This window comes from Acidobacteriota bacterium, assembly GCA_016716715.1.
In the GTDB taxonomy this organism is placed as follows: Bacteria; Acidobacteriota; Thermoanaerobaculia; order UBA5066; family UBA5066; genus Fen-183.
In genome coordinates this window covers 30,500-45,856 of record JADJVE010000004.1, presented here as the reverse complement: position 1 = coordinate 45,856, position 15,357 = coordinate 30,500, and the positions used below count along the sequence as shown (strand labels likewise).

Genomic DNA, 15,357 nt, shown 5'->3' with positions numbered 1-15,357 from the left:
GATGCGCTTTTTCGAAGACATTCTCGCAACGGTGGGCGACACGCCGCTCGTCCGCCTGAACTCCGTCACGAAGGGCCTGAAACCCCTCGTCCTCGCGAAGCTCGAGTCCTTCAATCCCGGCAAGAGCAACAAGGACCGCGTCGGGATCCACATCGTGGAGATGGCCGAGAAGGACGGCACGCTGAAGCCGGGCGGGACGATCGTGGAGGCGACGTCCGGCAACACGGGCCTCGGCCTCGCGCTCGCGGCCGTCGTCAAGGGTTACAAGTGCATCTGCGTGATGCCGGACAAGGTGGGGCAGGAGAAGCGCGACCTCCTCAAGTCGCACGGCGCGCGCGTGGTGATCACGCCGACGAGCGCGCCTCCCGGCTCACCCGAGCGGTACACCGAGGTGGCGAAGAGAATCGCGGCCGAGACTCCCGGCGGGTTCCTCGCGAACCAGTACTTCAACCCGCACAACCGCGGGATTCACTACCTCACGACAGGCCCGGAGATCTGGCGCGACACGGAAGGCCGCGTGACCTGCTACGTCGCCTCGCTCGGCACGGGCGGCTCGACGAGCGGCGCGGGGCGCTACCTCAAGGAGCAGAACCCCGCCGTCCGCGTCGTCGGCGTCGAGCCCGTCGGGTCGATCCTCGGAGAGTTCCAGCGGACCGGGAAGATGATCGACTCGGCCCCGTACCTCGTGGAGGGAATCGGTCAGGAGATCATTCCGGGCAACGTCGAATTCCAGTACATCGACGAGATCCTGACCGTCACGGACCGCGAGTCGTTCCATCTCATGCGGCGCCTCTCGCGCGAAGAGGGGATCTTCGTCGGCGGCTCGTCGGGAACCGCGCTCGCGGGAGCGCTGAAGGTCGCCGAGCGGATGACGAAGGACGACGTCGTCGTCGTGATGCTCCCCGACACGGGCGAACGCTACCTGAGCAAGTTCCACAGCGACGGCTGGCTCGCCGACCACGGGATGCTCGACGCCGCGGAGATGCGCGTGGGCGACCTGCTGCGCCAGAAAGCGGCCGGAGGCGACCTGCCGGCTCTCCTGACGCTGAAGCCGGAAGACCCCGTGCGCGCGGCGCTCGCGCTCATCCGCAAGCACCACGTCTCGCAGCTGCCGGTGATGTCCGCTTCGGGTGAGGTCGTCGGCACGGTCGTCGAGCCGCATCTCTTCGAGGCCGTTCTCGAGGGCCGCGCGACTCCCGACGCCGCCGTTTCGTCCGCCATGGAGGCGCCGCTGCCGCGGCTCTCCGCCGACGAGCCCGTGGCCGCCGCGACGCGGATGCTGACGTCCGCGCACGCGCTGCTCGTGGAGGAGAGGGGCCGGCCCGTGGGCATCCTGACGCGGATCGACGTCATCGGCTTCGCGGCGCGCTGAGCCACGAAGACCGTCGCGGGGACGCTGACAATTTTCTGAGGAGTCCCCGAGGATTCCCTGCCGCGCCGCACCTACCTTGAATGCGGAGGTGCGTATGAGATTCAGTCGCGGCCATACCCTCGTCCTCGCGTGTCTTCTCCCGGCTTCCGTGGCGCTTGCGGACAGCCCGGGATCCGCCGCCAGCGGGCGGATCCGCCTCGCGGGCCAGACCGCCACGATTTCGGTCTTCGCAACCGGGCTGAACAACCCGCGTGGACTCAAGTTCGGACCGGACGGGCTTCTCTACGTCGCCGAGGGCGGAACCGGCGGCACGAACCCCGCGCCGTCGGGATGCGCCGCGGTCATCCCGCCCATCGGGCCGTATCTCGGCAGCCAGACGGGCGCCCGGATTTCGAGAATCGACCGCACCGGCGCGCGCACGACGGTCGTCGGGAACCTCCCGTCCAGCCAGACGTCCGAGGGCAGCCTCGTGAGCGGCGTCGCCGATGTGGCGTTCGTGGGCGACACGCTGTACGCGCTGATCGCGGGCGCTGGCTGCTCCCACGGCGTGACGAACTTCCCGAACGGGATCATCCGCGTGCGCCACGACGGGACGTGGGAAATGGTGGCCGACCTGAGCGCCTTCCTGCGGGCTCACCCGGTCGCGCACCCGGAAGAGGACGACTTCGAGCCCGACGGAAGCTGGTACGGCCTCGTCGAGGCACAGGGGGCGCTCTACGCCGTCGAGCCGAATCACGGCGAGATCGACGTGGTTTCGCCGCAGAACGGAGCGATCCGCCGGCTGATCGACGTCTCCGCGAGCCAGGGCCACGTCGTGCCGTCGGCGATCGCGTACCACGACGGCGCCTTCTACGTCGGCAACCTGAACCCGTTCCCGATCGTCCAGGGCTCGTCGAAGATCTACCGGGTCGGGATGGACGGCTCGATCTCCATCGTGGTCGAAGGCCTGACCACGGTTCTCGGAGTCGCCTTCGACGCCCAGGGGCGGATGTACGTCCTGGAGAACACGACCGGCAACGCGTTCCCGACGCCGGAGACCGGGCGGGTGGTGCGCGTGAAGGCGTCGGGGGAGCTCGAGGTCGTCGCGACGGGGCTCTTCCTGCCGACCGGCATGACGTTCGGGCCCGACGGGGCGCTCTATGTGTCGAACGTCGGGTTCGGCCCTCCGCCGGTGGGGCTCGGCCAGGTCGTGAAGATTCAGCTGGGCGACTCCTCGTGGGTCCTCCCGACGAGCGCGAGCCTCGTGTCGGGTGCGTCGGGCGTGCGCTACACGACCGACGTGACCGTCGGGAATCCCGGCAACGCCGAAGCCGCATACACGCTGCGCTACCTCGGGCACGACGCCGACGGCCGGTCCGGACCCGCGAAGAGCTTCACGCTGGGGGCCGGGAAGTCGGCCACTTACCACGACGTTCTGTCGTCGGTCTTCGGCCTGACGGACGCGTGGGGCGCCATCCTCGTCACCGCCTCGACTCCGGAACTCGCGGTCTACGGCGAGGTCCTGGCCGCGACGGCGGCGGGACACCTGGGCCAGGGCCTTCCGGCCTTTTCGGACTCGAGCCTCGTGCGACCGGGCCAGGCCCGTTCTCTCCTCGCGATCCGCGAGGACGCCGGCGCCCGGACGAACCTCGTCCTCGCGAACGCGACGTCGGCGAGCCTCGACGTGACCCTCACGCTCGTCTCCGAAGCGGGAGCGGCGCTGGGGTCCGCGACCGTCACTCTTCCGCCGCTCGGGATGAAGCAGCTCAACGGGGTCGCCCGGATGCTCGGAGCCTCCGGCGCGCTCACGGGAGGCCGCGTCGTCGTCTCGACGCCGACGACGGACGGCGCGTTCGCCGCCGTGGCGTCGGTGATCGAGAACGACTCGGGCGACGCGCGCACGATCCTGCCGCGCTGAGCCCCCGGCTCGCTTTGCCCGCGCCGGTCCGCCACGACCGGCGCGGGTCTTCCCGCGGCCCGATTCGGGAGGCGGCGCCGCCCCTGATGCAGGCGCTTCATGCCGCATGACGCGCCGATTCAATAGCGTCGGGGCGTGCCGGGGGATGTCCTGACCCTTCTCTGCGGGCGGTGCCGCTCCGTGAAGCGCATCGACTTCGCCGTGCTCGAGCGCGTCCCGTTCTGGCTTTCGCAGCTCGTCGAGGCCTTCGGGCAGGCGGACGTCCGTGCAATCAAGGTGCAGACGTGCGACGTGTGCATGGAAATGCCCGCTCCGCGCGACCCGCTGGCTGTTCTCGAGGAGTTCAAGCGGAGGATCGAAGGGCGCTGAGCCCCGGCGCTAGACTCGCTGCATGGGCGGAAAGCTGCGCGTCGCGATCCTCGGCGCCGGCGGCGTCGGCGGCTACTACGGCGGCGCCCTCGCGCGGGCCGGCCATCCGGTCGCCCTTCTCGCGCGGGGCGCGCATCTCGAGGTGATCCGCGCGCGCGGGCTCGAGGTCCGGACGCCCGAGGGGTCGTTCACCGTGGCGGTGGAGGCGTCGGACGACGTCACCGCCCTCGGTCCCGCCGACCTCGCGATCGTGGCGGTGAAAACGTATTCCCTCGCGGACGTCCTGCCCGCGGCACGGCTCCTGGCGAAGACGGGAGCGGTCGTTCTCCCGCTTCTGAACGGAGTCGAGGCCGCGGACCGGCTCGTCGCGGGCGGCGTGCCGAAGGCGAGCGTCCTCGGCGGCCTGACGCAGATCAGCGTCGCGAAAGCGGCTCCGGGCATCGTCGAGAGGAAGAGCCCGTTCCAGAACGTTGCGGTGGGGGAGCTCGGAGGCGGGCCGTCCGCGCGGGCGGAGCAGATCGCGCAGGCGTTCCGGGACGCGGGAGCCCAGGCCCGGGTGTCGGAGGACATCATGGCCGACCTCTGGCGAAAGTTCGCGTTCATCGCGCCGATGGCGGCCGCCTGCGGGCTGGCTCGAACCTCGATCGGCCCCGTGCGCGACGCCCTCTACGGAAAGCTGCTCCTCGAGCGTGCCGTCCGCGAGGTCCTCTCGGTGGCGCGGGCGCGCGGCGTCGCGCTGGCCGACGACGAGGAGGCGAAGATCCTCCTGTTCATGGACGGCCTCGGCGCCGGGATGAAGCCCAGCTTTCTCCTCGACCTCGAGTCCGGCGGCCCGAACGAGCTGGACGACCTGAGCGGCGCGGTCTCGCGCCTCGGGCGCGAGGCCGGCGTCGAGACGCCTGTTCACGACACGGCGGTCGCGGCTCTCGGCGCCGGGTCGCGGCGCCGGGAGCCATCGGGCTAGAGGGCCCTAGAAGACGTAGATTCCGTTCAGCAACACGGTCGCCTGGTTTCCCTTGAAGGCGCCGTCGTTCTTGACGAAGACGTCGGCGTTGGACCAGTCGACTCGCAGGTCCGCGCGGAAGATGAGATGGGGCGTCGCCTTCCACTCGGGCGTGACGGTCACCTCGGTCAGCTTCTGGGCCGCCCCCGTCCGGGCGCCGTCCGCGTCGTCGAAGTACTCGGCCCGCAAACAGAACGCGAAGGAATCACTGAGCCCGAGGCGGGCGTAGCCGGCGATCGCCCACCAGCTGGCCGTTTCGCCCGGCGCCACGGCGCCCTTCTCGCTGGCGTACAGGGCGTCGACGGTGAAAACGGTCAGGTCGCTCAGCTTCCACTGGGCCACGACGTCGAAGAGGTTGCGCGGATCGGAGTTGACGTTCGCCCTTTCGGGGCCCGTCATGAAGTTCCCGAACACGGTCACGGACTTCGACGGCGTCCAGGTGAGCTGGACGCCGATGCTCTTCGAGGTGTTGTTGTCGCGCGCGACGTCCCAGCCGTTCACGATCTCGAGCATCCCGGCCAGCTGATCGCTGAATGCGTACGACGCCTTCAGGCCCGTGTGCGCGGACGGCATCCCGAAGCCGAACTCGAACGAACGGGTCGCGTTGTCGTTCCAGCCGTCGTATCCCTCGATCACCTCGTACCCGAAGTGCGTGACGAATTTCCCGAGGTCGAGACGCAGGCCGCTCCCGACCGGCGCGATCCAGCTCACGAACGCCTGCTGGAGGTCGACGTCCTGTCCCTGGAGGAGGCCGTACGACGACGAGACGCGCGGGATCGAGGAGCCCGCCACGAAGTCCACGCGGAACCCGGCCTCGCCCGGCTTGCTCACGGCCTTCTGGAGGACGATCTCGGCGACGTCCACCTTGAAGGTGTTGTCGTCGAAATCGAAAACCCGGAGCTGATTCGTCCCGGTGGCCGGGCGGTTGAAGTTGTACGAGTAGCTGGCGGAGACGAAGGCGTTGACCGAGAGCTCTTCGTACCAGGCCTTGACCGGCGGCGGCGCCGGGGCCGCCGGAGCAGCCGCGACGGGCGTCGGCGTAGGCGGAGGAGCCTGCGCGTTCGCGGCCAGAGCGGACAGAAGGGACAGGGCTCCCGCGAGTGCGGCCCGAAGGCCGCGCGAAAAGGGCGTTTTCATGGCGTCTCCCTAGGTTTTCGCGCTTACGGTGACGGGCGTCAGTGCCTCGACGTCGGCTTCACCGGTGCGAATTCTCACGACGTGATCGAGTTGCTGGACGAAGATCTTCCCGTCGCCCACCTGGCCGGTCCTTGCCGCGTCGGCGATGGCCTTGACCGTGAGCTGCACGAACGGCTCGGAGACGGCGATGTCGAGCCGCACCTTGTCGTGGAACTCGTAGAGGAGCGGATGGCCGCGGTAGCTCTCCATGACGGCCTTCTCTCCGCCGTGGCCGGAGACCTGCTGAATCGTGAGTCCTTCGACCTCGGCAGCGAAGAGCGCGATCTTGACGTCTTCGAGCTTCTCGGGGCGGATGATGGCGGTGATCAGTTTCATAACGGCGCTCCCTTCACTTCCCGCCGGCCGGGGCCGGCTTCAGGACGGCGACGGCCGCGGCTGCCGGCCGGGACACGACGACCGGCGTGTTCACGGACGGACGGTCCCCGGGGTACGCAGGGGCGGAGACCTCGTTGAAGTCGAGGCCCTGGATCTCCTGCTCGGGGGTGACGCGCATCCCGACCGTGGCGTCGAGGATCTTGAAGAGCACGAGGCTCGACAGGCCGACCCAGACCAGGTTCGCGCCGATCCCGATCAACTGGGCGACGAGTTGTTTGCCGTCCCCGTAGAAGAGGCCCGCGACCCCGGCCTCGGGCCCGCCGTTCAGTCCGCCGCCGTACGTTCCGTCGGCGAAGAGGCCGAGGGCGATCAGGCCCCAGGCGCCGTTGAAGCCGTGGACCGCGATCGCGCCGACCGGATCGTCGATCTTGAGCGTGTTCTCGATGTAGAGCGCGGCGTAGACGACGAGGACGCCGGAGATCGCGCCGATCAGTACGGAAACCGGGGCGTTGACGAACGCGCACGGTGCGGTGATGGCGACGAGGCCCGCGAGCATCCCGTTCGCGCTCATCGACGGGTCGGGCCGCCCGTACTTCTTCCAGGTCACGAGAAACGCGAGGAGGGCACCAGAGGCGGATGCCAGCATCGTGTTCGTCGCGACGACCGAAATCCTCAGGTCGGTGCCCGCGAGCGTCGAGCCCGCGTTGAATCCGAACCAGCCGAACGCGAGGATGAAGCAGCCGAGAAGCGCCATCGGGAGGTTGTGGCCGGGAATCGCCCGGACCTCGCCCTTGACGTACTTGCCGATGCGCGGCCCGAGGATCTTCGCGCCGACGAACGCCATGACGCCGCCGGTCAGGTGGACGACGCCCGAGCCCGCGAAGTCGACGTAGCCGTGGCCGAGGCCGGTGTACTTGCCGAGCGTCGAGAGCCAGCCGCCGCCCCACGCCCAGTTCGCGAACAGGGGATAGATCACCGCGGACGCGACGAAGGCGTAGATCACGAACGCCGAGAGCTTCCACCGCTCGGCCATCGAGCCCGTCGGGATCGTCAGGGCCGTGTCCATGAAGACCATCTGGAAGAGGAAGATCGCGAACGCGGCGACGTCGTACGAGACGCCGCTCAGGAAGAACCCGGTTCCGCCGAAGAGGCCCCACAGGTTGCCGCCGATCGTCGGACCGATCAGCTTGCCCATCTCGGCGGGGACCGAGAGCGCCGCGCCCATCGCGGCGCCGGAGCCCCCCATCTGTAGGGCGAAGCCCGCGATCCAGAAGCCGAGGATCCCGATGCCGTAGACCATGAAGTTCATCGTCATCGTGTGGGCGGCGTTCTTCGCGCGCGTGAAGCCGGTCTCCGCGAGCGCGAAGCCGGCCTGCATGAACATGACGAGGAAGCCCGCCACCAGGACCCAGACGAAATTGAGAGCGACCCGCGTCTGGCCGACGGCGGCCCCCACTTCCTCGAGCGTGGGCTTGCCGGCCACCTTGGACGGCACGTTCGAGATGCCGCCGGTGTTCGCTCCCGACGGATCGGCGGCCAGGAGCGCCCACGAGGTCGCCACCAGCCCGACCAGGAAAAGGACCGTCACCAGTTTCTTCTTCATCGTCGCCCTCCCGATGCGCAGCGCCCTCGCACGGGGCGTGCCGGGGGAACGGGGAGGAAGAGATTCTTTGAAAGTGATTGACGGGGAGTGGCTTAGGCGGCGACGGCGCCGTCTCGATGCGCCTCCGCGATGGTTACGAGATTGTCAGAAATTAGAAGAAGCGTTACGAGAGTGTATCAAACAGCATCATGTGAAGGCGGAGTTGGCCGAAGAGGCCGCGCGACAGGAGCGGTTCTTCGGGGCGGGTGCGGGTTCCGAGCCGATTGCGGCAACGAATCTGTCGGCGCCCTTGGCAAGTCCTACACATTCGTAGGAATCTATTCTCTTCTTCTCTTTCCTCTTCCGTTCTTCAGGGCCGGAAGCGGGAGGCGTCGATGCCGAGCTTTCGGATCTTGTAGTTGAGGATCCTCTCCGTCGTCCGGAGGAGCCTCGCGGCCTTGGCCCGGTTGCCGCGCGCGATCTTCAGCCCGTCGAGGATCAGGTCCTTCTCGAACCCCGAGACCGCGTCCGCGAGCGCCTGCCCGGGGAGCGTGTTGGAGACCTCCGCCGTCTGGAGTGTGGGAGGGAGGTGGTGGGCGTGGATCACGCCGCCCTCGCAGATGAGCACGGCGCGCTCGATGCAATTCTCGAGCTCCCGCACGTTGCCCGGCCAGTGGTAGCTCATGAGCATGTCGATCGCCGAAGTGGAGATCCTCCGGACGCTCTTTCCGTGGGCCGCGGCGTACTTCTCGACGAAGTGGTCGGCGAGGAGAAGGATGTCCGACCGGCGCTCGCGGAGCGGCGGCACGAAGAGTCCGAAGACGTTCAACCGGTAGTAGAGGTCTTCCCGGAAACGGCCTTCCTTCATCGCCGAGTCGAGGTCGATGTTCGTGGCGGTGATCAGCCGGACGTCGACCCGGACCGGCTTGACGCCGCCGAGCCTCTCGAACTCCCGTTCCTGCAGGACGCGGAGGAGCTTCACCTGCGTCGAGGCAGGCAGGTCGCCCACCTCGTCGAGAAAAAGGGTTCCGCCGTGCGCCAGCTCGAACCGCCCCTTCTTCTGCCTCTCGGCGCCCGTGAAGGCGCCCGGCTCGTACCCGAAGAGCTCGGACTCGATCAGGCTCTCCGGCAACGCCGCGCAGCTGACCTTGATGAACGGCTTGCCCGCGCGCGGGGAGTTGTAGTGGATCGCATGGGCGACCAGCTCCTTGCCGGTCCCCGATTCGCCCCGGATCAGGACGGTCGTGTTCGCGGGGGCCGCCTGCGCGACCTCCTCGAAGAGCTTCTGCATCGGGTGGCTCGTCCCGACGAGGTTTCCGACGTCGTACCGCTCGCGGAGCTTCTCCTTGAGCTGCCGGTTCTCCTCCATGAGCCGATCGCGCTTGCCCTCCAGGAGGCGGTGCACGCGCACCGCCTGCCCCAGCATCGAGGCGGCGATCCCGAGCACTTTCACGAGGTGCCCGAGGTCGCGGTTCTTGTCGTAGACGAAGGCGACGGCGAGGGCGCCGGCGCTCTTGCCGTCGATCCGGATCGGGACCGAGGTGTACGACAGGTCGTCCTTTGACGTCGTCCTCGACGCGAGAAGGCCGAGCTGGTCCCGGAACAGCGGCTCCTGGCTCGCGTGCGGCACCGCGATCGGCTTGCCCGTCTTGACCACGCGCGTCGAGATGCCTTCGCCGAGCCGGTAGCGCGCCTTCCGGGCGGCCGCGTCGTGCCGGCCCGTGACGGCCTCCACCTTGAGTTCCCCGGTCTCGGCCTCGAAGAGCGCGACCATCCCGAAGACCGCCCTCAGGTCGGTCTCGAGGATCTCGAGGGCCCGCGCGAACGACGCCCGGAGGTTCAGCGGCGACCCAAGCGCTTCGCTCAGGTCCAGCAGCATGGTCAGCTCGCTCGGATGGAGGGACGGCATCGGCATTCCTGCGCCGGAAGCCTACTCCGCGGACCCGTTGATATCGTGTCGCAGGAACTCGAGGAACGCCGATCCGTCAGGGCGTGTGCTGGCGGATGATCTCTTCGATTTCCGGCATCGAAAACGGGTTGAGCTGGACAATCTTCGCCTGGGACCGGAACGCCGGAGGCAGGATGCCCCGGGCGGCGTCCTTGCCGTCGACCTCCACCACGATCCACGACCTGTGGTCCCCGTCCCGGCATCCCCAGTCGGCGTGAGTCAGGTAGTGGGACCCGGACTTGAGGAACACCTCAACGGCCCGGGCGCAGGCCAGGGTGCTCGCTTCGTGCGGAACCTCGATCAGGAACCTCGGCATCGTCAGCGATCTCCTTCACCGAAGAATGCCCGAAGCCCGGTCGAACGGGAAGTGGCGGGAGCCGCTACTTCTTCTTCGGCGTGTATTTGAACTTCTGCCCGCCGACGGCGGCCTGGTACATCAGCCCGCCCTTGGCGACCGTGAAGACCGCGATTCCCTTGTGGTAGCCGCCGGCCGTCGTCGCGTCGTGTTTCCCGCCGCTGGCGCCCGCCTTCGAGCCGCCGCTGCCGGCCGAGGCAGACGCGCCTGCCGTGATCGCCACGGCCGACACTTCCGCGCCGAACTCGAAGCTGCCGCTCGTGAACTCGTCGAAGGCGCGCTTGTCCTCGAAGAAAATGATCTCGCTGTAGGACTGCCCGCCGAGCTGGGCGCCGATCGAGACCTGGTTCATCTTGACGTCGCCCACGACCTTGCCCTTCTCGTAGACGCGGCCCGTGCCGTGCGCCGCCCCGACGCCGAGGCCGCCCTTGCCGACGTTCGCGAAGACGGCATAGCCATAGCTCTTGTCGAAGAACTGGCCGCTCTCGCCGGCGTCCTTGAACACCTTGATGGTCTCCGCGTCGGTCGCGGCGAGGACCCGGGCGGCGGGGAAGGCCGCGAGAGCGAGGAGAACGGAGAAGACGAGTGCGCGACGCAACGAAAGATTCATGGGTCGCCTCCTATTGGCTGCAGGTGCACTCCTTGAGTGCTCTTGTGGCGATGTACGTGAGGTTGTTCGTGACCGTCGACGTGGGGCTCTTCCGGTAGTAAAGCCGGAGAACGCAGCCCTCCGACGTGTGGTGGATCGCGAAGCCGTACTGGCATCCCGAGGGAGAGTCGGCGAAGAAGCTAACGGGGCTGAGGGCGCCCGTGCTCAGGTCGCCGGTGAGGCCGTTCGCGAGGTCGTCCGCGATGAGCCGCGATTCTCCCTGTTCGAAGATGACGTCGCCGAGCTGCCGGGCGAGGTCGTCCCCGCAGCGCGGCGACGACAGGTCGACCCGCCCCACCGTGGCGCAACCCGCGAGACAGATCGCGAGGGCCGCGGCGCAGAGGATCGGAACCGTCCGCATGTCCTATTTTATGTAGTAGCCCGAAACCCTCCAGGCGCCGTCCTTTTCATGCATGGGTGTGACCGTCTCGATCGCGGCCGCCTTGTTCTCGAACTGCGATTCGAACTGAATGACGACGTACTCTCCATCCGGCGCGCCCGGAAGAGTGCGCGTGAAGGTGGCCGACTTGACCTTTCGGGCCTTCATGGCGCCGAGTGGCGAGCGGCCGCCCTTGATGGCCTTCTCCCAGTCTGCCCTTGTGACGGCGCTCTTGGAGAAGGACGACGCGTTGTCCCAGCTCTCGCCGTACTTCCCGCTATCCGTGAGGGCAAGCCAGCTCCTCGCTGCAACCTGGGCCTGAGCGACGGCAGCGCTGTCATCCGCTGAGGTCGAGAAGCCGACGAGAAAAAGGGTCGCGGCAGCAACGGATACCAACGTTTTCATGGCGTCTCCTGTCCGTCGGTGGTGCGCTCCTACGCGAACATCGCGTCGCCGAGCCTCTTGAGCATCGGGATGCCGCGGATCTCCGTCTCGTAGAGCGGCACGATCGCCCGGACGCTGCCGTCGAACTTCTGCCAGACGGTCTTCATGTGCTCGTCCTGCATCGCGACGCGGTTCTTCACGAAGTCGGCCGCTCCGGCGTCGAGGGACTTCTTGTCGATCAGCATGTTCACGAGGACGCCGCCGACCGGGATCCCGAAGTCGTGGAACCACTGGATGAACCGCGTGATGACAGCGATCGGGAGCGCCTCGGGGAGCGTGACGAAGAAGAACGACGTCTTCTCGGGGTCCGTGAGGAGGACGCGGCCGTGCTCCATCCGCTCGCGGAAGGAGATGAGGTAGGCCATGAGCGGGTCCACCTCCTTCTTCTTCGTGAACGAAAGCAGCTCGCGCAGAGTCTTCGCTTCCTCACGGCTCTTGAGCATCTTGTTGACCCACAGCCCGTACACCTTCGACATCCCGAGCAGCCGCCGCGCGTTTGCGGTGGGCGCGGTGTCGAAGACGTAGACGTCGTACTCGTCCTTGAACATGAGGTCGATCATGTTCTCGAACATCGCCGACTCCTCGAAGGCGGGGTTCATCGTCGCGGACTCGACGAAGTCCTCGGCCTTGGTCGAGATGTCGGCGAACTTCAGGAACCACTGGATCTTTTCGCGGATCTCGACCTTGCTGCGCTCGATCGTCTCCTTCGTCTCGATCTCGTACGCCCAGAGGTTCGGGACGCCGTCGACCGGCGTGTGCTTGCCAAGGACGTTCTGGCCGAGGAGGCTCGAGAGGCTGTGCACGGGGTTCGTGGACGCGAGGATCGTCCGGCGGCCCAGCTGGGCGTTGTGCACCGCGGTCGCGGCGGCGAACACCGTCTTGCCGACGCCGCCCTTGCCGCCGAAGAAGATGTACTTCAGGCCGGCGTGCTCCTTGATGTAGGCGCTCATGGAGGTCTGGATTTCGGGCATGGCGCTTCCTCTCAGCCGAGCTTCTGGTCGCCGTACATGATCTTCGCGAGCTTCTCGATCATCGGAAGGCCCGTGACGTCGCGCTCGAGCTCCGGGACGTAGGCGAGCACGTCCTTGCCGAACGTCGTCTTGATGTTCCCGATGTACTTGTCCTGCATCTGGATCCGGTTGCGCAGGTAGTCGGGGATGTTCTGGTCGATCAGCTCGTGCGGGATGACGCGGTTGACGACGTAGCCGCCGATCGGGACGTCGAACTGGGCGAAGAGCTTCGCGGCCTTCTCCGTGTCCCGGATGATCATGTCCTCGGGCGTCACGACGAAGAAGAACGCCGTCATGTCCTTGTCCGTGAGGATCTTCGAGGACGCGTTGATCCGCCCCTTGATGTAGATGAGCTCCTTGAGGATCTCGTCCTGCTCGGTCTCCTTCTCGCGCTTCAGGCGGCTGACCATCTCCTCGTACTCGCGCATGTCCTCGCGGAGCTTCGTGACCTTGTTGATCCACTCGTCGTAGACCTTGGCCATCGAGAGGTAGTAGAGGGCGTGGCCGAGCGGCACGAGGTCGTAGATGTAGTAGTCGTAGTCCTTCTGGACGACGACGTCCACGACGGCGTCGAAGATCGCGCTCTCCTCCATGGCGGGCTCGGCGCTCGCGGCCTGGATGTAGCTCTCGATCTCCTCGGGCACCTCCGCGAGGCCGTACATGTCGCGGATCTTCTTGCGGATCTCGTCCTGGTAGGCCTTGATGTGGCTGTCGGCGTCGATCTCCTGCGCCCACAGGTTCTCCATGATCTTGACCGGGCCCTTCCCGAAGATGTCCTTCTGGAAGATGTCCGTCAGGGAGGCCTGCGGGTCGACGGAGAAGACGAGGACTTTCTTCCCCTGGGACGCGAGCCAGTAAGCCGTCGCGGCCGAAAACGTGGTCTTTCCGAGCCCGCCCTTTCCGCCGAACATGATGTAGCGGCGGCCGGGGTTCTGGTCGAAGACTTCCTTCATGCCCATGGTGCCTCCCGTTCAGATCGCCTGAAGGACGAGACCAGGCTCAGAACATCGCGTCCGAGACGTCCTTCTCGCGCAGCATCCGGCGCTTCCACGTCGCGATCTGGGGGACCACGTGCGGAAGGAGCCGGAGGCTGTAGTACGGCGGGAGGATCGGGATCCCGAGAAGGTCGCCCATCGTGATCAGGATGAAGAGGTGCTCCATGGACGCCCGGGTCCGGAGCGCCGCGCGGCTCATGTCGTGAGCCGACATCCCGTAGATCGTCTCCTTGAAGCCCTGCCAGAGGCCCCTGACGCCGCCGGCCCGTTCAGAGCGCTTCTCGACCATCCGGCCCTCCTTTTCCGCCTCCTAGAACCTAGGGGCTCGCGGACGCGTCGGCCCGATGCAGATGCATCAAATCGGGCAGGAAAAAGCCTCAGATGCCGTGAAGGTGGTGCTCGTGCTCGTCGCCGAGGCCCCGCTCGCGGAGGATCCGGCGCTTCCAGCCCGGCACGGCGCCGAGCGTGTGGGGGAGGAGGCGGAGCGCGTAATACGGCGGCAGGACGGGCAGTCCCACCATGTCGCCGAACACGACGACGAGGAAGAGGCTCTCGAGCGAGGCGCGGGCGTCGCGTGCCTGCTCGACGTGCTCGTGCAGGAACATCCCGTAGAGGAACTCCCGGACCGCTTTGCGCCATGGGGCCGTCTCCACGAGCCCTCCCGGAAGTGACGCTAGCACGCGGCCGCGTCTGTTATCGTCTTTTGGAAGTCGCACGATCGAGATGTCGCAGGCCCTCCTGGCCCTCGTGGCCTTCGTCCTCGGCTGGTTCGCGCTGGGGAGCGGCGCGAACGTGAAGCGGGGGAATCGGGCGCTGAACTGGCTGCAGGGCGGCCTCAAGGCTCTGGGCGACAAGGCCACCGTGCGCTGGATCGGGACGACGGCGGTGGACCTCGGCCTCGCGAACGCGAAGGCGCCGTTCGAGTCCGCTTCCCTCGTCGTTTTTCTCGCCCCGAGGGACCTGCCGTGGCTGTGGGCGATCTCCCGCGCGCGCGGGCGGCGCGACACGCTCATCGTCCGGGCGCGGCTCGAGAAGCCCCCGCTCGCGGACGTCGAGATGCTCGACCGTGCGAGCTGGTCCGGGCGCGACGCGCTGCGCCGGATGAAGGACGAGCGCTGGTCCGTGCGCGAGCCGTCTCAGCCCGGGGCTCTCGCGGTCTTCACCCGGTTCGACGAGGCTCTCGCGCGGGCGGACGCGCTCTGGCAGGAAGCCCGGACAACCGGCGCGACCGTGCGGCGGCTGTCCGTGCGGCGGAGCGAGACGCACCTGGAATTCCACGTGGATCTGCCCGCCGAGTCCCTCGACTCCGCGGGTTTCTTCCGCTCCGTGCGCGCGCTCGCTGAGATCGCCTCCCGGCGCTAGGAGGACGCACACCATGGAGAAGGCCCTCCTGATCGTGCTTCTCTCCGCTTCGTTCAGCGCCGCCGCGGCCGCGCCCGTGGACGTCGCTCCCGCCCCGCCGGACGCCGCTCGTGCAGGCGCCTCCCTGCGTGCCCTCGATGGAACCTGGATTCTGCGGAGCGCCAGGTTCAACGGCCAGCCGGTCCCGGACCGGAAGTTCTCGAGCGGGACGTGGACGTTCTCGAGCGGCGCCCTTTCCGCGACGAACGGAGAAGGGACGTCGGCCCGCTTCACGCTGGCGGCAGACCCCGGCGCGCCGGATGCGTTCCGCATCGATCCGGTTCCGCCTTCGACCGAGAGAGCGATCTCGATGCTCTTTCGGCTCGAAGGGGGCCGGCTGACCATCGCCTTCTTCGACGGCACCTCCGGCCGTCCGGTGAACTTCGAGCCGGAGCGCAAGAAGATGGTCCTCGAGTTCTCGAAGAACGGGCGCTGAACGAA

At 67.6% G+C, this 15,357-nt stretch carries 18 protein-coding genes; 6 read left to right on the top strand and 12 right to left on the bottom strand.

What is annotated here, in order from left to right; translation table 11 throughout:
* The first annotated feature begins 1 nt into the window (after position 1).
* From IPL89_07430 to IPL89_07415, 4 genes are all read left to right on the top strand, one after another.
* Positions 2-1,372, top strand: a complete 1,371-nt coding sequence (locus IPL89_07430; protein ID MBK9063014.1) for a pyridoxal-phosphate dependent enzyme — start codon at positions 2-4, stop codon at positions 1,370-1,372.
* Positions 1,373-1,466: 94 nt separating this feature from the next.
* Positions 1,467-3,269: a ScyD/ScyE family protein gene (locus IPL89_07425; protein ID MBK9063013.1), complete on the top strand. Its 1,803-nt coding sequence runs from the start codon at positions 1,467-1,469 to the stop codon at positions 3,267-3,269.
* A 180-nt stretch (positions 3,270-3,449) separates the two neighbouring features.
* On the top strand, positions 3,450-3,638 hold the full coding sequence (locus IPL89_07420; protein MBK9063012.1) for a hypothetical protein: 189 nt from the start codon (positions 3,450-3,452) through the stop codon (positions 3,636-3,638).
* 22 nt (positions 3,639-3,660) lie between these two features.
* Positions 3,661-4,602 carry a ketopantoate reductase family protein gene (locus IPL89_07415; protein MBK9063011.1) on the top strand — a complete coding sequence of 314 codons (942 nt, stop codon included), beginning with the start codon at positions 3,661-3,663 and terminating at the stop codon, positions 4,600-4,602.
* A gap of 6 nt (positions 4,603-4,608) precedes the next feature.
* Here the strand turns inward: IPL89_07415 and IPL89_07410 are convergent, their stop codons facing one another.
* The 12 genes from IPL89_07410 to IPL89_07355 all read right to left on the bottom strand — a co-directional run bounded on the left by IPL89_07410 (position 4,609) and on the right by IPL89_07355 (position 14,195).
* On the bottom strand, positions 4,609-5,778 hold the full coding sequence (locus tag IPL89_07410; protein MBK9063010.1) for a porin: 1,170 nt from the start codon (positions 5,776-5,778) through the stop codon (positions 4,609-4,611).
* Positions 5,779-5,787: 9 nt separating this feature from the next.
* Complete coding sequence (locus tag IPL89_07405) at positions 5,788-6,153, bottom strand: P-II family nitrogen regulator (GenBank protein ID MBK9063009.1); 366 nt, start codon at positions 6,151-6,153, stop codon at positions 5,788-5,790.
* Between the two features lie 13 nt (positions 6,154-6,166).
* Positions 6,167-7,756 carry an ammonium transporter gene (locus tag IPL89_07400; GenBank protein ID MBK9063008.1) on the bottom strand — a complete coding sequence of 530 codons (1,590 nt, stop codon included), beginning with the start codon at positions 7,754-7,756 and terminating at the stop codon, positions 6,167-6,169.
* Positions 7,757-8,105: 349 nt separating this feature from the next.
* Positions 8,106-9,650, bottom strand: coding sequence for a sigma 54-interacting transcriptional regulator (locus tag IPL89_07395; protein ID MBK9063007.1), 1,545 nt, complete (start codon positions 9,648-9,650; stop codon positions 8,106-8,108).
* Positions 9,651-9,720: 70 nt separating this feature from the next.
* The gene (locus tag IPL89_07390) at positions 9,721-9,999 is read right to left on the bottom strand and encodes a hypothetical protein (GenBank protein MBK9063006.1); all 279 of its coding nucleotides are present in this window, start codon (positions 9,997-9,999) and stop codon (positions 9,721-9,723) included.
* 64 nt (positions 10,000-10,063) lie between these two features.
* Positions 10,064-10,648 carry a lipid-binding SYLF domain-containing protein gene (locus IPL89_07385; GenBank protein MBK9063005.1) on the bottom strand — a complete coding sequence of 195 codons (585 nt, stop codon included), beginning with the start codon at positions 10,646-10,648 and terminating at the stop codon, positions 10,064-10,066.
* A gap of 10 nt (positions 10,649-10,658) precedes the next feature.
* Positions 10,659-11,048 (bottom strand): hypothetical protein, encoded by a 390-nt coding sequence (locus IPL89_07380; GenBank protein MBK9063004.1) that lies wholly within the window; start codon positions 11,046-11,048, stop codon positions 10,659-10,661.
* Between the two features lie 3 nt (positions 11,049-11,051).
* Positions 11,052-11,471, bottom strand: coding sequence for a DUF4019 domain-containing protein (locus tag IPL89_07375; protein MBK9063003.1), 420 nt, complete (start codon positions 11,469-11,471; stop codon positions 11,052-11,054).
* Between the two features lie 29 nt (positions 11,472-11,500).
* Positions 11,501-12,481, bottom strand: coding sequence for an ArsA family ATPase (locus IPL89_07370; protein ID MBK9063002.1), 981 nt, complete (start codon positions 12,479-12,481; stop codon positions 11,501-11,503).
* Between the two features lie 11 nt (positions 12,482-12,492).
* Entirely contained in the window at positions 12,493-13,479 is a 987-nt protein-coding gene (locus IPL89_07365; protein MBK9063001.1) for a TRC40/GET3/ArsA family transport-energizing ATPase, read from the bottom strand.
* Positions 13,480-13,519: 40 nt separating this feature from the next.
* A complete protein-coding gene (locus IPL89_07360; GenBank protein ID MBK9063000.1) occupies positions 13,520-13,804 on the bottom strand; it encodes a hypothetical protein in 285 nt (94 codons plus the stop codon).
* An 88-nt stretch (positions 13,805-13,892) separates the two neighbouring features.
* The gene (locus IPL89_07355) at positions 13,893-14,195 is read right to left on the bottom strand and encodes a hypothetical protein (protein ID MBK9062999.1); all 303 of its coding nucleotides are present in this window, start codon (positions 14,193-14,195) and stop codon (positions 13,893-13,895) included.
* 43 nt (positions 14,196-14,238) lie between these two features.
* Here IPL89_07355 and IPL89_07350 point away from each other — a divergent pair, with 43 nt between their 5' ends.
* Both IPL89_07350 and IPL89_07345 read left to right on the top strand, forming a co-directional pair.
* Positions 14,239-14,877: a hypothetical protein gene (locus IPL89_07350; GenBank protein MBK9062998.1), complete on the top strand. Its 639-nt coding sequence runs from the start codon at positions 14,239-14,241 to the stop codon at positions 14,875-14,877.
* Positions 14,878-14,890: 13 nt separating this feature from the next.
* A complete protein-coding gene (locus IPL89_07345) occupies positions 14,891-15,352 on the top strand; it encodes a hypothetical protein (protein MBK9062997.1) in 462 nt (153 codons plus the stop codon).
* Positions 15,353-15,357: the final 5 nt, after the last annotated feature.